Source organism: Streptomyces sp. NPDC017940, assembly GCF_044328435.1.
Classification (GTDB): Bacteria; Actinomycetota; Actinomycetes; order Streptomycetales; family Streptomycetaceae; genus Streptomyces.
In genome coordinates this window covers 684,408-706,302 of record NZ_JBIRHJ010000004.1, presented here as the reverse complement: position 1 = coordinate 706,302, position 21,895 = coordinate 684,408, and the positions used below count along the sequence as shown (strand labels likewise).

Annotated in this window: 18 protein-coding genes and 1 pseudogene; 11 read left to right on the top strand and 8 right to left on the bottom strand. The window is 73.4% G+C overall.

Annotated features, from left to right (window positions below):
* Window positions 1-341: 341 nt before the first annotated feature.
* Window positions 342-2,570, top strand: coding sequence for an MMPL family transporter (locus ACH4DX_RS17455; RefSeq protein ID WP_398155717.1), 2,229 nt, complete (start codon window positions 342-344; stop codon window positions 2,568-2,570).
* A gap of 352 nt (window positions 2,571-2,922) precedes the next feature.
* Here the strand turns inward: ACH4DX_RS17455 and ACH4DX_RS17450 are convergent, their stop codons facing one another.
* The 3 genes from ACH4DX_RS17450 to ACH4DX_RS17440 all read right to left on the bottom strand — a co-directional run bounded on the left by ACH4DX_RS17450 (window position 2,923) and on the right by ACH4DX_RS17440 (window position 6,120).
* Window positions 2,923-4,140, bottom strand: coding sequence for a GNAT family N-acetyltransferase (locus ACH4DX_RS17450; RefSeq protein ID WP_398155716.1), 1,218 nt, complete (start codon window positions 4,138-4,140; stop codon window positions 2,923-2,925).
* Between the two features lie 170 nt (window positions 4,141-4,310).
* The gene (locus tag ACH4DX_RS17445; protein WP_398155715.1) at window positions 4,311-5,108 is read right to left on the bottom strand and encodes an arylamine N-acetyltransferase; all 798 of its coding nucleotides are present in this window, start codon (window positions 5,106-5,108) and stop codon (window positions 4,311-4,313) included.
* Between the two features lie 70 nt (window positions 5,109-5,178).
* The gene (locus ACH4DX_RS17440; protein WP_398155714.1) at window positions 5,179-6,120 is read right to left on the bottom strand and encodes a helix-turn-helix transcriptional regulator; all 942 of its coding nucleotides are present in this window, start codon (window positions 6,118-6,120) and stop codon (window positions 5,179-5,181) included.
* Between the two features lie 101 nt (window positions 6,121-6,221).
* Between ACH4DX_RS17440 and ACH4DX_RS17435 the strand changes: the two genes are divergently transcribed.
* Window positions 6,222-7,283, top strand: coding sequence for an MBL fold metallo-hydrolase (locus ACH4DX_RS17435; RefSeq protein WP_398155713.1), 1,062 nt, complete (start codon window positions 6,222-6,224; stop codon window positions 7,281-7,283).
* Window positions 7,280-8,767 carry a carboxylesterase/lipase family protein gene (locus ACH4DX_RS17430; RefSeq protein WP_398155712.1) on the top strand — a complete coding sequence of 496 codons (1,488 nt, stop codon included), beginning with the start codon at window positions 7,280-7,282 and terminating at the stop codon, window positions 8,765-8,767. The genes ACH4DX_RS17435 and ACH4DX_RS17430 overlap by 4 nt, the downstream gene beginning before the upstream one ends.
* Before the next feature lie 30 nt (window positions 8,768-8,797).
* Here ACH4DX_RS17430 and ACH4DX_RS17425 read toward each other — a convergent pair whose 3' ends face one another.
* A complete protein-coding gene (locus tag ACH4DX_RS17425; RefSeq protein ID WP_398155711.1) occupies window positions 8,798-9,403 on the bottom strand; it encodes a TetR/AcrR family transcriptional regulator in 606 nt (201 codons plus the stop codon).
* A 175-nt stretch (window positions 9,404-9,578) separates the two neighbouring features.
* Between ACH4DX_RS17425 and ACH4DX_RS17420 the strand changes: the two genes are divergently transcribed.
* From ACH4DX_RS17420 to ACH4DX_RS17400, 5 genes and pseudogenes are all read left to right on the top strand, one after another.
* Window positions 9,579-9,809 (top strand): hypothetical protein, encoded by a 231-nt coding sequence (locus ACH4DX_RS17420; protein ID WP_398155710.1) that lies wholly within the window; start codon window positions 9,579-9,581, stop codon window positions 9,807-9,809.
* 50 nt (window positions 9,810-9,859) lie between these two features.
* Window positions 9,860-10,954: a hypothetical protein gene (locus tag ACH4DX_RS17415; protein WP_398155709.1), complete on the top strand. Its 1,095-nt coding sequence runs from the start codon at window positions 9,860-9,862 to the stop codon at window positions 10,952-10,954.
* Between the two features lie 66 nt (window positions 10,955-11,020).
* A complete protein-coding gene (locus ACH4DX_RS17410) occupies window positions 11,021-11,866 on the top strand; it encodes a PTS sugar transporter subunit IIA (protein ID WP_398155708.1) in 846 nt (281 codons plus the stop codon).
* A gap of 26 nt (window positions 11,867-11,892) precedes the next feature.
* Window positions 11,893-13,482, top strand: a complete 1,590-nt coding sequence (locus ACH4DX_RS17405) for a PTS ascorbate transporter subunit IIC (RefSeq protein WP_398155707.1) — start codon at window positions 11,893-11,895, stop codon at window positions 13,480-13,482.
* A 46-nt stretch (window positions 13,483-13,528) separates the two neighbouring features.
* Window positions 13,529-14,118: pseudogene (locus ACH4DX_RS17400) on the top strand (SDR family oxidoreductase); the annotation flags it as partial.
* Between the two features lie 303 nt (window positions 14,119-14,421).
* On the opposite strand, the gene ACH4DX_RS17395 reads toward ACH4DX_RS17400, so the two are convergent.
* The 4 genes from ACH4DX_RS17395 to ACH4DX_RS17380 all read right to left on the bottom strand — a co-directional run bounded on the left by ACH4DX_RS17395 (window position 14,422) and on the right by ACH4DX_RS17380 (window position 19,059).
* Entirely contained in the window at window positions 14,422-15,093 is a 672-nt protein-coding gene (locus ACH4DX_RS17395; RefSeq protein ID WP_398118370.1) for an AIM24 family protein, read from the bottom strand.
* Between the two features lie 256 nt (window positions 15,094-15,349).
* On the bottom strand, window positions 15,350-16,828 hold the full coding sequence (locus ACH4DX_RS17390) for an FG-GAP repeat protein (RefSeq protein WP_398155706.1): 1,479 nt from the start codon (window positions 16,826-16,828) through the stop codon (window positions 15,350-15,352).
* A 181-nt stretch (window positions 16,829-17,009) separates the two neighbouring features.
* Window positions 17,010-18,296 carry a CynX/NimT family MFS transporter gene (locus ACH4DX_RS17385; RefSeq protein ID WP_398155705.1) on the bottom strand — a complete coding sequence of 429 codons (1,287 nt, stop codon included), beginning with the start codon at window positions 18,294-18,296 and terminating at the stop codon, window positions 17,010-17,012.
* Window positions 18,297-18,357: 61 nt separating this feature from the next.
* Window positions 18,358-19,059: a FadR/GntR family transcriptional regulator gene (locus ACH4DX_RS17380; protein ID WP_398119074.1), complete on the bottom strand. Its 702-nt coding sequence runs from the start codon at window positions 19,057-19,059 to the stop codon at window positions 18,358-18,360.
* A 236-nt stretch (window positions 19,060-19,295) separates the two neighbouring features.
* Here ACH4DX_RS17380 and ACH4DX_RS17375 point away from each other — a divergent pair, with 236 nt between their 5' ends.
* The 3 genes from ACH4DX_RS17375 to ACH4DX_RS17365 all read left to right on the top strand — a co-directional run bounded on the left by ACH4DX_RS17375 (window position 19,296) and on the right by ACH4DX_RS17365 (window position 21,876).
* Window positions 19,296-19,955, top strand: a complete 660-nt coding sequence (locus ACH4DX_RS17375) for a hypothetical protein (protein ID WP_398155704.1) — start codon at window positions 19,296-19,298, stop codon at window positions 19,953-19,955.
* Between the two features lie 224 nt (window positions 19,956-20,179).
* Window positions 20,180-20,911 (top strand): transcriptional regulator, encoded by a 732-nt coding sequence (locus tag ACH4DX_RS17370; protein ID WP_398155703.1) that lies wholly within the window; start codon window positions 20,180-20,182, stop codon window positions 20,909-20,911.
* A complete protein-coding gene (locus tag ACH4DX_RS17365; RefSeq protein WP_398155702.1) occupies window positions 20,908-21,876 on the top strand; it encodes a pyridoxal-phosphate dependent enzyme in 969 nt (322 codons plus the stop codon). Before ACH4DX_RS17370 ends, ACH4DX_RS17365 begins: the two co-directional genes overlap by 4 nt.
* Window positions 21,877-21,895 lie beyond the last annotated feature (19 nt).

Here is a 21,895-nt window from a genome sequence, read left to right as displayed (position 1 = left end):
GTCTGTCACTGATTATGGCGATTTGCGGGCAAGTTGATGCCGCGAGACACAGGTCACACCCGTACCGAGTGGTGGGTACATGAGATCTACACCCATTCCTCGCGTCTCCTACCCGAGGATGAGTCCGGCCCCGTGGGACTACACCGGTCGTGGGCCGATAGTCCGGCCCGCAGTCTGACTTACGCGCCAGAAGCTGCCGTCACGATGGAGAGGATCCTGACGACCTGTACCGGCGACCGCACCCGCGGACTCCAGAAGGGCGTCGGTATCCCGTATACCGCTTTCACATTTCGCGCATTCTCAAACAGTCCTGCCCCATCCCGACGGGAGTCTCCTTCGCCGTGGCTACGTTCCTCTACAAACTGGGCCGTCTCGCCTTCAGACGGCGCTGGTGGATGGCGCTCATATGGGTAGCCCTCTTCATCGGCGCCGGCGTCGCCGCGTCAACGGCTCCCAAGCCGCCCGCCGACACCTTCTCCATGCCCGGCACGGAGTCCCAGAAGGCCTTCGACCTGCTCGACGAGCGGTTCCCCGAGACCAGTGCCGACGGTGCCACCGCGCGAGTGGTGGTCCGCGCCCCCGAGGGCGAGAAGATCAGCTCCGCCAAGAACAAGGCGAAGGTCGAGAAGCTGGTCGACCGCCTCGGCAAGGCCGAGAAGGTCTCCAAGGTCGACGACCCGTTCAAGGCGGGCACGGTCAGCAAGGACGGCACCACCGCCTACGCGACCGTGTCCTACAAGGTCACCGGCACCGAGCTGAGCGACGAGAACAAGGACACGCTCACCGACACCCTCGAGGACACCCGCAAGCAGGGCCTCACCGTCGAGGCCGGTGGTGACGCCGTTCCCACCGAGCAGCAGATGGGCGGCAGCGCCGAGATGATCGGCATCGCGGTCTCCGCGGTGGTCCTGATCATCACCTTCGCCTCGCTGATCGCCGCGGGCATGCCCATCCTGACCGCGCTCATCGGCGTCGGCATCGGCATCTCCAGCATCACCGCGCTCGGCAGCACCCTCGAACTGTCCAGCACCACCTCGACGCTCGCCATGATGATCGGCCTCGCGGTCGGCATCGACTACGCGCTGTTCATCGTCTCGCGCTACCGCGCCGAACGAGCGGACGGACGCACACCGGAGGACGCGGCGGGCCGCGCCGTCGGTACCGCGGGCTCCGCCGTGGTCTTCGCCGGACTCACCGTCGTCGTCGCCCTCTCCGGCCTCGCCGTCGTGAACATCCCGATCCTCACCAAGATGGGTCTCGCCGCGGCCGGCACGGTCGTGATCGCCGTCTTCATCGCGCTGACCCTGATCCCCGCCCTGCTCGGCTTCGCGCCGCGCAGGACGCTGCGCCGCAAGGACCGCAAGAAGCCCGTGGGCGTCCCGTTCCACGACCCCCACGCCAAGCCCAAGCTCGGCACCCGCTGGGCCCGCTTCGTCCTGCGCCGTCCGCTGATCGTCCTGGTCTTCGCCGTCGTCGGCCTCGGCGTCATGGCCGCCCCGGCCGCCAAGCTCGAGCTCGGCCTGCCCGACGAGGGCACGTACGCGGTGGACACCACGCAGCGCAAGGCGTACGACATGCTGTCGGACTCCTTCGGCAAGGGCTTCAACGGTCCGCTGACGGTCGTCGTCGACAAGGACAAGGGCGCGGGCGCCGCCGCCAAGGACGTCGCCAAGACGCTCAAGGACTTCGACGGCGTCGTCAACGTCACCCCGGCCGCCCCGAACAAGGCCGACAACGCGGCGATCATGACGGCCGTGCCGTCGACGGGACCGAGCGCCGCCGAGACGGAGAAGCTGGTCAAGAAGATCCGCTCGGACCTCGGCGACATCGAGGGCAAGACCGGATCCGAGGTCCTGATCACCGGCCAGACGGCCATGACCATCGACTTCTCGCAGACGCTCGACGACGCCCTCGTCCCGTACCTGGCCCTCGTCGTCGGCCTGGCCTTCCTGCTCCTGATGCTGGTGTTCCGCTCCATCCTCGTCCCGCTGAAGGCGGCCCTCGGCTTCCTGCTGTCGGTGCTCGCGGCGCTCGGCGCGGTGGTGGCGGTCTTCCAGCAGGGCCACCTCGCCGAGGTGTTCGGCGTCGACCAGCCCGGCCCGATCATGAGCATGATGCCGATCTTCATGATCGGTGTGGTCTTCGGCCTCGCCATGGACTACGAGGTGTTCCTCGTGACGCGTATGCGTGAGGCGTACGTCCACGGCGAGCGCCCGGGCGAGGCCATCGTCACCGGCTTCACCCACGGCGGACGCGTGGTCGCCGCCGCCGCGGTCATCATGATCAGCGTCTTCTCCGGCTTCATCATGGAGGACGACGACATGATCAAGATGATGGGCTTCGGTCTCGCGGCCGCCGTCCTCTTCGACGCCTTCGTCGTCCGCATGGCGATCGTGCCCGCGGTGCTCGCGCTCCTCGGCAAGTCCGCCTGGTGGCTGCCGCGCTGGCTCAACGCGCTGCTCCCCAACGTGGACGTGGAGGGCGAGAAGCTGCACAAGCAGCTCGGTGACGTGAACGGCGGAGCGGCGCCGTACTCCGACCCGGAGCGGGAGCTCCAGCGCACGCGCTGACCCCGCCGCGGACGGCACCCGCTGATCCGCAGTCATGACGACGGCCCGGTGACCCCTCGGTCACCGGGCCGTCGTGCCGTGCGGCGGCGGAGGTCTGCGCGGCCGACCGGGTGCCGCAGGTCCACGGCCGCCCGCAACGTCCGCGCCCCGCGGGCCCGCCTCGGCGCGGACGTATGGGCCGGAGTGGTACGTCCCGCGCTGTCCGACCACGACGTGATGAGGCCCCGCGGCTGCCCGCGGCTGCCTTGTCGACACGACGGCACACCGCACCCGCGCGACGGTTCTTGGCGGGGGTGGCGGGGTGGCGGGGTGGCAGGGTGGCGGGGGTGGCGAGGGCGCCGGCCCGCCGGGCTCACAGTGTCGCTCTGAGCCGCCGTTCACCGGCACCGCACCGCGGGGCTTCCGCGGCGTCGCGTACGGGCTTTTGCAGCAGGGTGGCGGCGAAGCGTCCGCCCACGCCCCCGTCCTTCGCCGGCTGTTCGCCGACGACCTCGTACCCGGCGGACGCGTAGTACGCGCGCAGCCGCGGGTTGTTGGCGCGGCAGTCGAGGCGGCACAGGCTGCGTCCCGCGGCGCGGACACGGCGCTCGGCGTGGGCGAGCATGCGGCGTCCGGTGCCCGCGGGGGCGGTGGCGCGGTCCGTCATCAGGCGGTGGACGTATCCGGCGACGGGCGGCTGCGGACCCCAGGCCGCCGGGTCGTCCCACCACAGCTCCCAGGCGCCCGCGACGGGACCGTCCTGGCCGAGCGTGGCGATCCAGAGCTCGCTGTCCGCGAGCCGCGCCTTGAAGTGCTCCACGCCGAGTTCACCCGGCTTCCACTGGGCGATGCCCTGCGCGATCTGCCAGCGCGCCGCCTCGTCCCGCAGCCGGACGAGCACCGGGACGTCGGCCTCGACCCCGCGCCGGAACGTCAGCTCCGCCCCCGCGACGGGTTCGAGCAGCCTGCGGCGCAGCGCGGCGGCCAGGTCGTCGCCGGCGCCGAGCACATGGGTGGCGTACGTGCGCAGCGACCCGTACCGCTCGGTCACCCCGGCGACGGCGAAGCCCCCGGCGAACGCGGCCCCGGCGATCTCGGCCCCGGTGTCCCCGGCCTCGGCGATGTCCGCGCCGGCGATGCCCGCGCCGCCGGCGATGCCCGCCCTGGCGATGTCGGCCTCGGCGACGCCGAGGAGGGCCAGCACGAGCGCGGCGAGGAGCCCCGCGCGGTTCTCGCCGGTGGTGCAGTGGAACACCACGGGGCCCGACTCCTCGGCGGCGATCAGTTCGAGGGCGCGGCGCAGCTCCCGGGCGCCGTCCTCGTCGGGGCGGTGCCCGACGCCCAGGTGGTGGTAGGCGAACGACGGATGCTCGGGGACACGGCCCTGCGCGTCGATCTCCCGGCCGTGGCGCAGATCGATGACGGTGCGGACACCCAGGGCGAGGAAGCGGTCCCAGTCGGCGTCCCGCAGTCTGCTCAGCGCGCCGGACCGGTACACCTGCCCCCAGCGCACCGTACGGCCGTCCTCGGTGACATGGCCGCCCATGTCACGGAAGTCGTGCAGCCGCTCGAATGATATGTGTGTCTTCACAGTGCGGCAGCCTACGTCCGCGGAGCGGGTGCCCGCCGCGATGAACGTCACCGCCCCCGCGCGCGTGCGCTTTGCGGCAAAAGGACTGGACAGAGCGGGGCACTCCGTGCTCCGCGCGTGTCATGTCGCAAGGACGGAACGGGCGTCCGGGGGACGGGCGGTGACCGGTGTCACCGCCCGCCGATCCGCACCGGCTCGGCCACCCGCGGCACCCGGTCGAGCACGACGCCGAAGTGCCTCTCGTACGCCGCGAGCACCTCGGCGTCCGTGGCCAGCTCCGTGATCTGCCGCTCGCCGCCGGTGGTGACGGTGAGCTTGGTGCCGCTCAGCGTGACCCGGCCCGTCGGGGTGACCAGGGAGCACACCAGGGACCGCGTGAAGTGCGACTTCGGTGACGTGCGGTGGTACCAGGCGCCGACGCCGAAGTCCGCGAGTGCGCGCGGCCGCTGGTCGACGACGTAATGCGGCTCACCGTCCTTGAAGACGTCCAGGTCGCCGCCAGGCGCCGGGGCGATGCGGAAGGTGCCCCCGGGGTCGGGCTGCTCGCCGCGTCCGGCGAGGTCCAGCGGGAGGTGGCTGTGGGTGCCGAAGCCGACGTCGGCGAGCCAGTCGCCGCCGTCATCGGTGCGGACCCGCAGGGCCATGTGGTCGTAGGGGATGCCCGGCTGCCCTCCGTCGCCGTACACCCGGGCCTGGAGGAGCGTGACCTCGAACCCGAGGGCGGCGAGGAGCGCCGCGAAGGCGCCGTTGAGTTCGTAGCAGAAGCCGCCCCTGTGCCCGTCGACGACCTTCGCCAGGAGGTCCTTCTCGGTGAGGTCGACCTCCTCGCCCAGGTGGATGGAGAGGTTCTCGAAGGGGACGCTGCGCAGGTGTGCGAGGTGCAGGGTGCGCAGTGCCTGCGCGGTGGGGGCGGCCGGTCGCTCGACGCCGATGCGCCGCAGGTAGGCGGCTGTCCGTGCGGTATCCATGGGGCAAGTCTCGCCGCCGGTGCCGTGCGGGGCCAGCGACCGCGGACGGGCTTCCTGCCGTTCGGCGGTCCTAGGACCCGTCGTACGGGCGCGGCGCCGACCTGCCGGGCACCGCCCGCTGGCCTTGCTGGCCTTGCTGGCCTTGCGGAGGACGCGAGGACACGGGTGCGCCGCGGTCGGCGAGCAGCGCGAGTGCCGCACGGGAGGGGGACCCCGGGGCGGTGTGCGCGACCACGACGCTCTGGTCGTCCCCGGTGCGCAGGGCCTGCTGGGTGACCGTGACGGGGCCGATCAACGGGTGGTGCATGGTGTGCGGAGCGGCGTCACAGGCCCGCACCTGGTGGGACGCCCACATCGCGCTGAACTCGGGGCTCCGCATGGAGAGTTCGCCGATGAGGGAGGCGAGCCGGGCGTCCTCGGGGTGACGCCCCGCCACCTCGCGCAGGTTGGCGACCACGGACCGCGCCTTCGTCTCCCAGTCCGCGTACAGCGCCCGCATGTCGGGGTCGAGGAAGACGAGCGCGGCCATGTTGGGCCGCGTCGGCACCTGGTCGGGTCCCGCGGCGGGGAGGTGGGCGGCGAAGAGTGCGTGCCCCAGGGCGTTCCAGGCGAGGACGTCGGTGCGGCGGCCGAGAACGACCGCGGGGACACCGGCGAGGGCGTCGAGGAGGTGGCGGGTGGCGTCCCCGACGTGTTCCGGGGGTGGGCGGCGCAGGCCCTTCCGCCCCCGCGCGGCCCCGGTGCCCAGGTCGTGCAGGTGCCTGCGCTCCGGCTCGTCGAGGCCGAGGGCGCGGGCGAGGGCGTCGAGGACCGCGGGTGAGGCGTTGTGGGACTGGCCCTGTTCGAGCCGGGTGTAGTACGAGGCGCTGACGCCCGCGAGCAGGGCGAGCTCCTCCCTGCGCAGGCCGGGCACGCGCCGCCGGTCGCCGTAGGTCTTCAGGCCGATGTCGTCGGGGCGCAGCCGTGACCTGCGGGCTTGCAGGAAGGCGCCCAGCTGGCTCTGTCCGTCCATGCGGCCAAGTATCCGCCCGGCGCCGCCGGGGAGCCTGACCCCGCGAGGGGTAGGCAGCGGCGGGTGTGGCTGCCCCCGCCGGGCCGCCACAGGCTGGGCCCATGACCCGAACAGCGAACCGGCCGACGGCAGCGGCACACGAAGCGAGCGCGCCCACGGCCACGGCACACGAACCGAGCGGACCCCCGGCCGCGGCACACGAAGCAAGCGCGTCGACGCGGACCGTCGATCGCCTCCAGGTGGGCGAGGTCTCCGTGACCCGCGTCCTGGAGTACTACGGACCCGTCGACCTGACCCCGGCGGACTTCTTCCCCGGCATCCCCGCCCACACCTGGCAGGGCGAGGAGGCCTCCTGGCTGCGCCCGGACTTCCTGGACGGCGCCACCGGCGTCGTCCGGTCCGCCGTCCAGACCTGGCTGCTGCGCAGCGAGGGCAGGACCATCCTGATCGACACCGGGGTCGGCAACCACAAGGAGCGGCCCTACAGCCCGGTGTGGAGCCACCGGAACACCGGCTACCTGGACCGTCTCGCCGCCGCGGGCGTCACCCCGCAGGACGTCGACGTCGTCGTCAACACCCACCTCCACGTGGATCACGTGGGCTGGAACACCCGCCTGGAGGGCCGCGACTGGGTCCCGACGTTCCCGAACGCCGTCTACCTGATGGCCAGGGACGACTTCGACTTCTGGAACCCGGCGAACGAACACCGGAGCGTGCTCGGCCGCGGCAACCAGAACGTCTTCGAGGACAGCGTCGCCCCCGTCCACCGGGCGGGCTTGGCACTGCTGTGGGAGGGCAGCCACCGCATCGACGCCCATCTGCGCCTCGACCTCGCGCCGGGCCACACCCCGGGCTCCTCCGTCGTGACCCTGGAGTCGGGCACGGACCGGGCGGTGTTCGTGGGCGACCTGATGCACAGCCCGGCGCAGGTGCTCATGCCGGACTGCAACAGCTGCTTCTGCGAGGACCCGGTGGCCGCCCGCGCCACCCGCAGACGGCTCCTCGGCTGGGCCGCCGACCACCGCGCCCTGCTCTTCCCCGCGCACTTCGGCGGGCACGGCGCCCTCGAAGTCACCCGCACGCCGAGCGCGTTCGCGGTCGAGGGCTGGGCCCCCTTGAGCCGCGCCGCCCACCAGGACACGACGGGGGAGGGGCGGCGATGACGGGACAGTTCATGGCCGACAGGGCCGACACGGCAGACATGGTGGCCACCACCAAGGGCCGAGTACGCGGCTACGTACGGGACGGCGTAGCCGTCTTCCTCGGCATTCCCTACGCCGCGCCCCCGCGCGGACCCGCCCGCTTCGCCCCGCCCGCGCCGCCCGAGCCGTGGCACGGCACCAGGGACGCGACCGTGCCGGGCCCGACCGCCCCGCAGGGCGAACGCCGCCTCGGCGCCGTCGACATGTCGCACTACTTCGGTCCCGGCTGGGTCCGCGGGGACGACTACCTCAGCGTCGACGTGCGCACCCCGGTGGCGCCGGGCACCCGACCGCTGCCGGTCCTGGTCTTCGTCCACGGCGGCGGCTTCGTCGCCGGGTCCACCCGGGCGCCGCTGTACGACGGCTCGGCGCTCGCCCGGGACGGGGTGGTCCTCGTGACCCTCAACTACCGCCTGGGCGTCCAGGGGTTCCTCGACCTGCCGGGGGCGCCCGCCAACCGCGGCCTCCTCGACGTGCTCGCCGCGCTGCGCTGGGTGCGGGACGAGATCGCCGCGTTCGGCGGCGACCCGGGCGCCGTGACCGTGTTCGGGCAGTCCGCGGGCGCCACGCTCGTCGCCGCGCTGCTCGCGGACCGGGCGGCCGAAGGACTGTTCCGGCGGGCGGTGGTGCAGAGCGGCAGCGGCCTCGGCGCGTTCCGCCCGGAGCAGGCAGCCCGGGTCACGCGGGCCGCCGCGCGGGCGCTCGGGGTCGCACCGCGCGCCGACGCCTTCGCCGCCGTCCCCGACGAACGCCTCGTCGGGATCCTCCCCGACCTCACGGGCATCGACCTGCGCACGGACACCCACCCCGACCCGCTCGCCGGCCTCAGCCCGCTCGGGCCCGTGCTCGCCGAACAGCCCGCGCACACGCTCGCCGCCCGCACCGGGCCGCTCCCCGTGGACCTCCTCGTCGGCACCACCGCGCAGGAGGGCAATCTCTACCTCGTGCCCCAGGGCGCGTACGCGGCCTCGACCGCGGCCGACGTCGAGGCGACCGCCGCCCGAGCACATCCGCGGCCCGCGGAACTCCTCGCCGCCGTACGCGCGGCCCATCCCGGCGCGACCCCCGCCGAGCTGCGGTCCGCCGTCCTGTCCGAGGCGCTGTTCGGGGCGGGCAGCAGGGCTCTGGCCGACGCCCACGCGGCCAAGTCCCCGGCCCGTACCCACCGCTACGCGTTCACCTGGCGCTCGCCCGCGGTCGGCGGGCTGCTCGGCGCCGCCCACACCGTGGAACTGCCCTTCGTCTTCGGCCGGACGGACCTGCCGGGGCTGTACGGCGACGCGGGCGTGCTCGGCCCGTACCCGGGGCCGTCCGACCTGGCCGCGCTGGCGGAGCTGTCGTCGTGGATGCGCGCGGCCTGGATCCGGTTCGCCGCGACCGGCGACCCCGGCTGGGCGGCCTACGACGGTGCGGGCGGGACGATCCGGCGCATCGACACGGCCTGAACCCGAGCCGGTGGCGGGGCCGGGCGGACGTCAGCGGGGCGGCGCCGCCAGGCCTGCGGCGTACCGGGACAGCAGGCCGTGCGCGGACTCCGGGGTGTGGTGGCCGACCAGGACGTGCGCGGTGAGGCCGTCGGTGAGGGCGAGCAGGGTGCGGGCCTCCTGCTCGGGGTCGGCGTCCGCGCGGAACTCGCCGGTGTCCTGGCCGTAGCCGATCAGCCACACCAGCAGGTCGTGGAGCTTGGTGTACGTCTCGCGCAGCACGGCGGCCAGTGGTTCGCTCATCGCGGCGTGCGCCACGAAGGCGAGCCAGACCTGGGCGTCGGTGCGGTCCTCGGGTTCCGCGAGCGCCATCGCCGACAGCGTGCGCTCCAGGAGCGTCACGGCGGAGCGGGGCTCGGGCGACCGCGCGAGACGGTCCTGGGCGCACGCCCCCACCCGGGCCGATACGTGCTCCAGGGCGAAGAGCAGCATCTCGTCCTTGGTGCGGAAGCAGCGCTGCACCGCCCCCATGGAGACACCGGCGTCCGCGGCGACGTCACGCAGGCTGACCGACTCCATGCCGGAGCGCGCGATCAGCGAGCACACCGAATCCGCGATCCGGCGCCGCCGTTCCTCGTAGTCCACCTGCTTGGGCACGCCGGTGTCCCTCCCGTGCCGGACGCCCGCGCGCCCTCGTTCCGATGCGGTTGCATCGTATCGCGTTCCCGTGCATGATCCTCGTACTGATGCGACTGCATCGGAACGTCGGGTCTACAGGAACGACGAGGCCAACGGAACGACGAGTTCAGAGGGAACGGGAGGAGAAGGTCTGATGCTGCTCTTCGGTGCGATCTTGTTCGTGCAGGGCTTCGGCTCCGCGGTGACCGACTCGGGGTGGGGTACGAGCTTCGGAGTCGCCGCCCTGCTCAGGGAGGCAGGGATGCCCGCGTGGGGGGATCTGGTGATCGGTGCGCTGGGGTGCGCGTTCCTCGTCCGGGGCGGCCTGCGTCGCGCCGCCGCCCGGCGTGAGCCGGTGGAAAGCAGGAGCAACACGGCGATATAGGCTGTGCGTTCTGCTTCCTGTCAGCTTGTGAGCCACCCGGAGAGTACTCAGTGACCGTAGCGACCGCCGCGCCCGAAGCCGCCGAACCGGCCGACGCCGAGGTACCGCCCGCCGCTGCCGCGCCCGAGGCCGCGCGCACGGCCGAGGGGGAGGCCGCGGCAGCGCTCGTGGAGCGCGACGCCCGCGAGTTCGGCGCCTACGCACGCACCGGCGGCTGGACCTTCGGCCTGAAGGTGGCCCGCAGCGTCCGGCCCGGCGGACAGCACGCCGAGGGCACGCCCAAGCTGTCCGCGAAGGAGTTCGCCGAGCTGGCGGGCTGCTCCGCCGACCGCGTCATGCGCTTCTACAAGGCGTGGGACAAGGCGGCCGACGACGGTCTCGTGCCGCACTTCGAGGCCCTCGCCCCCGGCCAGGACGTCGAACTCCCCGACGCCGACGTGTGGCTGGCGTACTACGTGCCGCGCTCCAGCGCCACCTCCGCCCGCGGCACCGCCATCACCGCCGCCGCCGAGGCCGAGGGCATCCGGCCGACCAAGGCCCTGGAGGTCGCCGAGAACCCCACCGCGCTGCGGGCCGCCATCCTCGCCGACCCCGGCACCGCCCAGGCCGCCCGGCACGCGCTCCTCGACCGCCTCAAGGAGGACCCGGCGCTCCAGACGGAGCTGGCCCGCGACATCGCCCGCACCGACGAGCTGAAGAAGGCCGTGGCGGGGGAGGCCCGCGCCGCGGACCGCATCGAGTACGTGCGCAAGGTCGCCGAGGAGGGCCAGATCCGCACGCCCGCCGGACAGACCCTGGACGCCCCCGCCGAGCTGCGCGCCGAGGCCGAGCGGCACCTGACGCTCCTCGACGAGCTCGACGACTCCGAAGAGGCCGGCGAGTGGGCGACGGAGGCGTACGACACGGTGAAAAATCTCGTCGCCGAGACCGTCGAGTCCGACCCCGAACTCCGCGTCCAGGAGCGGCGCACGAAGTTCTACAGCAGTCTCCAGAAGGCCACCAAGGTCTTCGAGGAGCTGACGCTCGACGACGCCGCCGACTTCGACGACATCTACGAGGACGACATGGTGCAGCGCCTCGAGGAGCTCCAGCAGGCCATCCACACCTGCATCACGGCCCTGCGGAAGGCGTCGGCCACGCACTGATCGCGCGTCCCGGTGGGCGCCGCCGGTGCGGTGCGCCTGCCCGTCGGCTGTGGAACGATCACTCGCATGGTGTCTGTGAGCGATCTCCTGCCCGTCGAGGCGATCCGGCTCGACGTCGCGGCGGACGACTGGCGCGCGGCGATCGGTGCCGCCGGTGAACTGCTCGTGGCGACGGGCAGCAGCACGGACGCGTACACCGCGGAGATGATCAGGAACGTGGTGGACGCGGGCCCGTACATCGTCGTGGCCCCCGGCTTCGCGTTCGCCCACGCCCGGCCCTCGCCCGCGGTGCTGCGCACCGGCATGTCCTGGGTACGGCTCGCCCGCCCCGTGGAGTTCGGGCACGGGACGAACGACCCCGTCGACCTCGTCGTGGCGCTCGCCGCCGACGACGCCTCCGCGCACACCGAGGCGATGGCCTCCCTCGCGCGGCTGCTCGCGGACCAGGACACGGCGCTGGCCCTGCGGGGCGCCGCCACGCCCGCCGCGGTGCACGCCCTGCTCTCCGGCGGGCGCACGGCCGCCGGGCCCGGGCCCGGGTCCGCAGCCACGCCAGGGTCCGCCGAGCCCGTGTCCGCCGAGCCAGGGACTGCCGTGCCCGAGGCCCCTCTCGCCGCCGGGCCCGCCGTGCACAAGATCCTCACGGTGTGCGGCAACGGCCTCGGCACCAGTCTGTTCCTCAAGAACACTCTGGAGCAGGTCCTCGAACGCTGGGGCTGGAGCCGCCACGTCACCGTCGAGGCCACCGACACCATCTCCGCCAAGGGCAAGGCTTCGGAGGCGGTCGCCGTGCTCACCTCCCGGGAGATCGCGAAGGCGCTCGGCGACATCGGGATCCCCGTCAAGGTCGTCGACGACTTCACCTCCACCACCGAGGCCGACCGTGTCCTGCGGGACACGTACGACGTCTAGGAAGAAGCCGGAGAGAGGGGCGAGCAGTGGACTGGCTGGTATCCGTCGCGCAGTTCCTGGTCAACGAGATCCTGAGCCGGCCCGCCTGTCTGATCGGGCTCATCACCGCCGCGGGCCTCCTCGCGCTGCGCAAGTCGGCGGGCCAGGTCCTCGGCGGCGCGATCAAGGCGACGCTCGGCTTCCTGCTCATCGGCGCGGGCGCCGGGCTCGTGGTGGCCGCGCTCGCCCCGCTCGGCGAGATGATCCAGGGCGCGACGGGCGCGCACGGAGTGATCCCGACGAACGAGGCCATCGTCGGCATCGCCCAGGCCGAGTACGGCTCGCGGGTCGCCTGGCTGATGATCCTCGGCTTCGCCGTGAGCCTGCTCCTCGCCCGTTTCACACCGCTGCGCTATGTCTTCCTGACCGGCCACCACATGCTGTTCATGGCCACGCTGCTCACGATGGTGCTCGCGACGGCCGGGCAGCGGTCCTGGGTCGTGGTCGTCGTCGGCGGTGTCCTGCTCGGCATCGTGCTGGTCGCGATGCCCGCCTTCGCGCACCCCTGGACCAAGCGCGTCACCGGCAACGACACCGTGGCGATCGGGCACTTCGGGACGGCCGGGTACGTCGTCGCCGGAGCGGCCGGGCAGGTCGTCGGGCGGCGCAGCCGGTCCACGGAGGACATGAAACTGCCCGAGGGCCTGCGCTTCCTGCGTGACTCCATGGTGGCCACGGCGCTGTCCATGGTCCTCATCTACGTGATCATGTCGCTCGTCCTCCTCGCCAAGGTCGGCAAGGAGAGTGCCTTCAAGGCGTTCACGGCCGGTGGCGGCGAGGCGGCCGCCGACGTGGGGGCGTACGTCATGCAGTCGGTCATGCAGGGATTGCAGTTCGGCATCGCCGTCGCGGTCATCCTGTTCGGCGTCCGGACGATCCTCGGTGAGCTCGTGCCCGCCTTCCAGGGCATCGCCCACCGCGTCGTCCCCGGCGCGGTGCCCTCACTGGACGCGCCGATCGTCTTCCCGTACGCGCAGAACGCCGTCCTCGTCGGCTTCGTCTCCAGCTTCGTCGGCGGCCTCATCAGCCTCGGCCTGCTCACCTGGATCTTCGAACCGGCCTTCGGGCTCGCCCTTGTCCTGCCCGGGCTCGTGCCGCACTTCTTCACCGGCGGCGCGGCCGGGGTCTACGGCAACGCGACGGGCGGCAGGCGCGGCGCCGTCGTGGGCGCCTTCCTCAACGGTGTCCTCATCACCTTCCTGCCCGCGCTGCTCCTGAAGGTCCTCGGCGCCTTCGGCAAGGAGAACACCACCTTCGGCGACGCCGACTTCGGCTGGTTCGGCGCCCTCGTGGGGAACGCGGCGAAGGCCGGGACCGTGGCGGGCGCCGTCCTGATGCTCCTGCTCGGCGCGGTGATCCTGGCCGCCGCGATCGTCGTGCAGAAGCGGGTCGTGGAGACCGGCTGGGACCCGGGCGCACGGCGCGACGCGCTCCTCGGCCGCGCGGGCGGGGGCCCGGCCGCCGGAACTCCGCCGCAGGCCGGCGAGGCCGGGGCTCCGGGGTGCCCAACGTACGCGAGGATCGCGCCGCCGCCCGGCGCCCCGAAGCCCCCGCCGCCGCCCGGGGAGACCGGCTGACGCCCGGTGGCTCCTCCCCGGCTCTATCCCTGGCGCCGCGGGCACCACCGCGCCAGGAGTCGGCACCGCGGTCTGCGACCAGACCGACCCCGCGGCGCTCACCCGCCTCCTCGCGCTGCTGCCCGAGCGGATCGATGTCCTGGTCAACAACGCGGGCGGCAGCACGGACCTGGACACCGACGGCGAGCAGGGCCTGGCCGCCTACGCCCGGGACCTCCGCACCAACCTCGACGCCAACCTGGTCGGGCCGCGCTCACCACCAAGGCCCTGGAGGACCGGCTCGCCCCCGGGGGTGCCGTCGTCCACATCGGCTCGATCGCCGCGGAACAGGCGGCCGGTTCCTACGGCGCCGCGAAGGCGGGCCTCGCCAACTGGAACATCGACCTCGCGGGACGGCTCGGCAGCCGCGACATCACCGCCAACGTCGTCGCGCCCGGCTGCATCGCCGACGCCGAGTTCTTCCGGGACAAGCTGTCCGGCGAACGCCGCGAGCAGCTGGTGGCGGCCACGGCGACCGGCCGCGCGGGGGCGCCCTCCGACATCGCCGGCGCCGTCGCCTTCCTCGCCTCCCCGGCGGCCCGCCACGTCACCGGACAGGTGCTGCATGTCAACGGGGGTGCGCACGCCACGCGTTGAGAGGGGGGCCGGGTGCGGCCGCCGTGTGCCGAGGAGGGGAGACGACAGCGCCCGTCGGCCGCTGAACGGCCGACGGGCAACGGCCCGACTGGCGTCGGGCAACGAGTAACGGGCGACGCGCGCTGGGCGACGGGCCGACGCGCGCTGAGCGGCAGGCCGACTCGCGCCGGGCAACGGACAACGAGTGCCGGTCAACGGACAACGAGTGCCGGGCGATCGGCGCCAAGCCATGGGCGACTGACGTCCAGGCGACGGGACACCGGGTGACGGGGCGCCTGGTGACGAGCGCCGGGACGTGCGTTGCTACTGGGGCTTGTGCGGCGTCGCCTCGCTCGGCCGGACCACCACCACGCCCTCGCCCTCCAGCTTCAGCTGCACCGCCTCCCCGGAGCCGCCGCGGATCATCGAGCCGATGGACTGGGAGCGGTGCAGCGACGTGCGGAGGCTCGTGGTCCAGCCGACGATCGCGTCGGTGTCCACGAACACCGGGGCCTGCGGCGACACGGGGATCACCAACGGCTCCCCCTCACAGATGAGTCCGAGCCTGCCGCTGCCGGTGAACACGCTGTTGAAGAGGCCGCCACCGGTGATGCCCGAGCCCTTCACCGTCTTGATCTCGTACGAGAGAGTGGCGTCGAAGCACAGCACGTTGCGGCCGTTGACGGTGAGGGAGTCGCCCGGCTCGATGTCGACGACGAAGCAGCTCTGCGCCTCGTGCGCGAACCACGCCTCGCCCTGGCCGCGCACCGCCATCAGCGCGAGACCCTCGCCGGTGACGGCGCGCTTGAGCATCCCGCCGACGCCCTGGCCCTTGCGCTCGAACTGGAGGTCCCCGCGGTAGGCGACCATCGCGCCCTGCCGGGCCAGCATCTCGCCGTTCACGGCGTAACGGATGGACTTGGAGTTGTGCAGGCTCATGCCGGGGGCCGTCGCGGGCTGCGCCACGTGCTCCGTGGAGAAAAGGTCGCTCTTCATGCGGGCATCGTGCACCGCAGGGAGGCCGCTCGCCAAGTCTCCTGCGGTGCACGGCGGCCGGACCGGGGTCGTGCCCACGGACGGCGGGGCGCGACCTTCGGCCATGGCTGCCGCGACTTCGGCAGGGGGTGGCTCCCGTCGCCCCGCAACCAGAACCCGGGCCACATGCCCTGCGCGGGCCCGGCCGCCGCGGAACATGGAAGGACCGGCGGAACCCCGCACCGCCGGTCCTTCCCGCTCATGGCCCGAAGCCGGGCTACTCGTCGACCGCCGCCCCGAACGCCGCGCCCCGCGCGGGCGCCCCCAGCGAACCGGCCCCGAACGTCCACGACCCCGCGGCCGTGACCCCGCCGGACCCGGCCGGGAGCACCCACACCACACCGTCACCCGCGTTCTCGCCGGGCGCCGAGGCGAGCAGCCCGAAGCGGCCGTCGCGGTCGGGATCGGCCAGACGCACCTGGGCGCCCCACTTGTCGCCCTTCTCCGCGGCCCCGGGGACGTCCGCCGCGTTCTGGTCCCACGACTTGGCGCCGGTCGCGGTCACACCGGCGGCCGAACCCCGCAGCACCCACACCGCGCCCGCGTCGGCGACGGTGCCGATGTCCTCGCCGGGCGCCCCGACCGCCACGTCCGCGTAGCCGTCCTTATTGGTGTCGGCCACCGAGAGGTCGGCGCCCCAGCCGTCCCCGCGCTCGGCGGTGCCCGGCACGCCCGCGGAGTCCTGGGTCCACCACTTCACATCCTGCGAGATGCCGTCGGCGGAGCCGTAGCGCACGCCCACCAGGCCGCCGGTGAGCGTCTCGCCGCCGTCGTCGGGGGAGTGCGGCTCACCCGTGACCAGGTCGTCGAAGCCGTCGCCGTTGATGTCGCCGGAGGCGGCGGCGGGACCGCCGCGCAGGTCGCGTACGTAGGTGAGGGCGTCGCCGCCCTTGAAGTACGACGACCAGCCGTGCCCCGGCTCCTCGTCGCCCGCGGTCACACCGGAGACCACGAGGTCGGCGAAGCCGTCGTCGTCGTAGTCACCGGTGGTCAGGGACCTCGGCGTGATGTTCCGCTGCTCGGCCCGCGCGGTCGGGCCCTCGACGGCGAGCCGCTTGAGCGGGGCGGCGGCGCGTGCCTGCGGCGCCGCGTCGTACACGAAGAGTTCGAGGCCGCCCGGGTCGAGGACGGCGAGCACGTCGCCGGGGGTCTCGCTGGTGAGCCGGGCGGCGGTCACCGCGGAGCCGAACTTCTCCCCCGTGGCGGGCTCCTGGGTCTGGAGCCAGTCGCTCGCGGCGCCCTTCAGGCCCTCCTTGGAGCCCCAGAGGATCGCGACACCACCGGCGTCCGCCTTGTCGCCGAGGTCCTCGCCGGGGATGCCGACGATCGCGTCGTCGTAGCCGTCGGCGTCCAGGTCGCCGGTGGCGACGGCCGTCCCGAAGCCGTCACCGGTCTCGGCGGCGCCCGAGACCCCGGCCGTGGACTGGCTGAACCGGGCCACGTCGCTCGTGCCGATGCCTCTGGTGGAGCCGTACTGCACGGTGACGAGGCCCGCGCCCTTCTTGCCGCTCACCGTCGCGCCGGGCGCGCCGACCAGGACGTCCTCGTGGCCGTCGCCGTCGAAGTCGCTGTTGCGGTCGTCGGCGTGCGTGCCTCCGGGGGTGCCGGCGGAGGCGGCCGGTGCGGTGGCGATGCCCGCTCCCGCGATCAGAAGGAATGAGGCCGCGGCGACGGCGGCCGAACGGTTCTTGCGCACGAGCGACTCCTGTGCAGGAAGGTGACCGGGCGGCGCGGGGGTGAGTCCGGAAAGGGCCCGTTCCTCGTCCGGTGCCCAGTTCGACCGCGGTAGGCGGGGAAGGGTTGTACGGAACTTTCCCGCCGGTGCAGGAAGGGCGCCCGGAGGCCGGACGGACCGCGGGTGCCGGTGCGGTGACGGCTCAGGCCTTCGGAGTGCCCGCCACGTGCCGGTCGCGCGCGGCTCCGAAACCGACCACGACCTGCGGTACGAGCAGGACGAGCAGGACCACGACCGGCACCGTCCAGTCGTGGGAGGCGTCGTGCACGGCGCCGAGGACGGCGGGGCCGGTGGCGGCGAGGACGTAGCCGAAGCACTGCGCCATGCCGGACAGTTGGGCGACGTGGCGCGCGTCCGGCGCCCGCTGCACGATGAAGAGCAGCGCGAGGCTGATCGCCGCGCCCTGGCCGAGCCCCAGCAGGCTCATCCACGGACAGGCCCCGCCGACCGGGGCGATCAGGAGACCGCCGTACGCGACCGCGCACAGCACCGCGCCGACGGCCGCGAGGGCCCCGGCCCCCACCCGCCTGCCGACGATCACGGGCGCCACGAACGATCCGGCGATGCCGAGCAGCGACGAGAAGGACAGCATCCAGCCCGCGTCGCCCGCGCTCATCCCGGCGTCCTGGAGCAGCGTCGGCAACCAGGCCGCCGCCGCGTAGTAGTTGAGCGACTGAAGACCCATGTACGCCGTCACCTGCCAGGCGAGCGGCGAGCGCCACAGGCCGCGGACCGGGTGCGCGGCCTGCCGGACCACGGCCGCGGCGACCCGCGTCCCCGTACGGAGCTGCGGCAACCACACCACCAGGGCCACCAGGGCGAGCGCGCCCCAACAGGCCAGCGTCGTCCGCCAGTTCATGCCGGACGCCTGCTGAACCGGCAGCGTGACACCGGCCGCGAGCGCGGCGCCGCCGAACAGCGACATCGAGTAGAGGCCCGTCATCAGCCCGGCCCGCGCCGGGAAGTCCCGCTTGATCAGCCCCGGGAGCAGCACGTTGGCGACCGCGATGCCCGCGCCGATGACGACGGTGCCCGCGAACAGCGCGACGACCGAGTCCGGCATGCGCAACGCCGTGCCCGCGCCGATCAGCACCATGGTGGCGAGCAGCGCACGCTCGGTGCCGAAGCGCCGGCCGAGGCGCGGCGCGACGGGCGCGAGCAGACCGAAGCAGAGCAGCGGCAGCGCGGTGAGGAGACTGGTGGCCGCGGCCGACATGCCGCTCTCGTCGCGGATGGTGTCCGCGAGCGGTGAGACCGCGACCAGGGCGGGGCGCAGATTGAGGGCGAGCAGCACGACCCCGACGCCGAGCCACAGGGCGCCCCTGCCGCCGGCGCCCGGCGGTGCTGCCCCCGCCGGGTGGCCGGTCGCCGCGGGGCCGGTGTCCGCCCCCGCCGCGGTGGGCGTGGTGGCGGGCCCTTGGCTGCGCATGTCGTTCTCCTGGGTGTCGCGTGGGTGGTACGGGGCCCGGGACCCGGACCGTGACGGGGCTTCAGTCGGCCGGGGGCTGCTCGCGCAGCGCGGCCATGCCCTCGGCGAGATGCGCGAGCACCGCGGCCTCGGCGGCGGCGGCGTCCCGCGCCTCGATGGCGTCCGCGATCGCGTCGTGGGCGTCGATCTGGTGCCGCACGGAGTCGGGCACGGCCGCGCCGAGCACGGACTGGAGGGTGGTGCGCATGGCGTCGCTCAGATGTCCGTACAGCTCGGCGAGCACGGGGTTGTGGGCCGCCGCCGCGACGGTGCGGTGGAAGGCCATGTCGGCGTCGATGAAGGCGTCCGTGTCACCGCTCTCCCACGCCGTGCGGCGCTCGGCGAGCGCGGTGCGCAGGGCGGCCAGGTCCTGTGGTGTGCGGCGCTCGGCGGCGTACCGGGCGGCGTCGCGCTCCAGGGAGGCGCGCACCTCGTACGCGTCGAGGACGCTCGCCCTGCGCAGCCGCCGCTGCACGGCCGCGCCGAAGTCGCTGTCGGCCCGCACATAGGTGCCGTCGCCCTGACGCGGCTCCAGCATGCCGGTGTGCACCAGGGCGCGCACCGCCTCCCGCACGGTGTTGCGGCCCACGGCGAGCTGCTCCACGAGCAGCGGCTCCGCCGGGATCTTCGTGCCGACCTCCCACTCGCCGTCGGAGATCAGGCTCTCCATCTGCGCGATGACGAGGTCGACCAGGTTGGTGCGTGCGGTGCTGCGCAGCGGCATCGGTGGGCTGCCTTCCTCCGGGACTACAGACATGGGAACATCCCATGTTTCGCGCTGTCAATCGGCGGAATCCCGGGGCCGGAGCCATGTCGTGCCCTGCCAGTGAAGTGATCTATGGGGCGCCGTTACGTGATCTCGGGAAATCCGCAATGCCGGGCCAATAGGTTGATACCGCACTCGCCGGACGGCAGAGGGCATACCGCGAATTCCGTACCGTGAAGGGGAAAATCGCCACCATGCGCCACACCACTCACCGCCGCAGCACCTTGCGTACCGCCACCGTCACCGTCGTCGCCGGTGCGGCGCTGCTGGCCCCGGCCGCCGCCGCCCTCGCGAGCACCGCGGCCCCGCAGCGCGCCGCCGCGGTGCGGACCGCCGCCCCCAAGCCCGTCAAGATCGACATCGGTGCCGGTGTCACCATCCCCGTCAAGGGCGGCAAGCCGTACTACCACGGCAAGGCACTCAAGCCCGGCCAGACCGTCAAGGACGGCATCTACCTGCACTACAGCGCCGACGGCAAGCGCCTCTACTCCAAGACGCAGGGCGGCGGCGTTCCGTACTCGATCTGGGACGTCAGGACCGGCAGGAGCCTCGGCATGCAGAAGACCAGCCCCACCGCCCCGAAGGCCGCGCTGACCGCAAGGCCCTCGGCGACCTCCGTGCGCGCCTGGCAGGAGGTCCGCATCTCCGGCAAGGCCACCGGCGTCAAGGCCGGCAGCAAGGTGTCCCTCCAGCAGAAGCAGCACGGCGCCTGGAAGACGCTGCCCGTGTCGACCACGGTCAACAAGTCCGGCACGTACTCGCTGCGCGCGAAGCTCGGCCTCAAGGGCAAGGAAGAACTGCGGATGAGGAGCGGGGCGGCCCTGTCCCCGGTCTTCACCGTGACCGTGCGCTGACCCGGCGCCCCCTCGCACCCCCGGGCCCCCGGCCCTCCGCCCACGGAACACCTCCGTGGGCCGAGGCCCGGGGGCCCGACGCATGCCCGCCGACGGCCCGCCACCAGCCCTGGATAGTCCGTCCAGGGCATGTACATTGTGTCCAAGACCGCTGTTCGCGCCCACGTGGGCGCGGCGCGGGTGTGCGGAGGAGTCCGGGTGTGCGGAGGAGTGCGGGGACCGGGATGAGCGACGAGCACAGCACGGGTGCCGAGCTGTCGGCGGGGGACGCCGAGCGGGACGCGATCCTCGCCGCCGTGGCCCCCGTGGCCGACGGCATCGCCGCCACCTTCGGCTCGCTGTGCGAGGTGGTCGTGCACGACTACCGGCGCCCCGAGCAGTCCGTCGTGGCCGTCGCGGGATCGGTCACCGGACGCGACGTCGGCGGCGCGATGAGCGAGATCGGCATGGGGATGCTCGCGCGCGGCGACGCCGCCGGTGACGAGCTGAACTATCTGACCCGCACCCAGACCGGCAAGCTGGTCAAGTCGTCCACGATGCTGCTCCGCGACAGCGCGGGCGCGGTGTTCGGCGCGGTGTGCGTCAACCTCGACATCACCGCCGTCCAGCAGGTCGGCACGCTGATCGGCGAACTCGCGGGCGTGTCGGTCCCGGCCGAGGTGCCCACCACCACCTTCGGCGCCGCCTCCGACGTCGTCGACGCCGTCGTGAGTTCCGTCGTCGACGCCCACCAGCTCGAACACAGCCGCCCGTGGAGCGAGCTCGACCGCGCCGCGCGCCTCGCCCTGTTCCGCGGGCTCGACGAGCGCGGTGTCTTCGCCGTCCGGCGGGCGGTCCCCCAGGTCGCCGCCCGCCTCGGCATCTCCCGCGCGTCCGCGTACAGCTACCTCGCCAGAGCCCGCGCCGAGGACACCGAAGCGGCCGGGCCCGCCACCTCCCAGGGAGCATCCGCATGACGAGCACACCTCCGGTCACCCTCGACGACGTCCGCGACGCCGCGGCCCGCCTCGAGGGCGTCGCCCACCGCACGCCCGTACTCCGCTCCCGCACCCTGGACGCCCGCGTCGGCGCGGAGGTCTTCCTCAAGTGCGAGAACCTCCAGCGCGTCGGCGCCTTCAAGTTCCGCGGCGCCTACAACGCCGTCTCCCGGCTCGCGCCGGAGCAACTGGCCAAGGGCATCGCGTCGTTCTCCTCCGGCAACCACGCCCAGGCCGTCGCCCTCGCCGCCCGCGAACTCGGCAGCAGCGCCGTGATCGTCATGCCCGAGGACACACCGCGCTCCAAGCGCGAGGCCGCCGAGGGCTACGGCGCGAAGATCGTCACGTACGACCGCTACACCGGGGACCGCGTCGCCATCGGTGAGGCCCTGGCCGCCGAGCGCGGCCTCGCCCTGATCCCGCCGTACGAGCACCCGCACGTCATCGCGGGCCAGGGCACCGCCGCCCTCGAACTCATCGAGGAGGTGCGGGAGTTGGACCTGCTGCTCACGCCGGTGGGCGGCGGCGGCCTCATCGCGGGCAGCGCCACCGCGGTGAAGGGCCTGAGCGGCGGCACCCAGGTGGTCGGCGTCGAACCGGAGGCGGGCGACGACACCAAGCGCTCGCTCGCGGCCGGGCACCGGGTCACGATCCCCGTTCCGCGCACCGTCGCCGACGGCCAGGCCGCCGAGACCCCCGGCGAACTGACCTTCTCCATCAACCGGCGGCTCGTCGACGGCATCGCCCTGGTCTCGGAGGACGACATCCGCGCGGCCATGCGGTTCGCCTTCGAACGCCTGAAGACCGTCGTCGAGCCCAGCGGTGCCACCGCCCTCGCCGCGGCCCTGAGCGGGCGGCTCGACACGGTTCCGCCCCGCATCGGCATCGTCCTGTCCGGCGGCAACGTGGACGCCCGGCGCTTCGCCGACCTCTGCGGCGGCTGACGCCGGGCCGCCCGTGCAC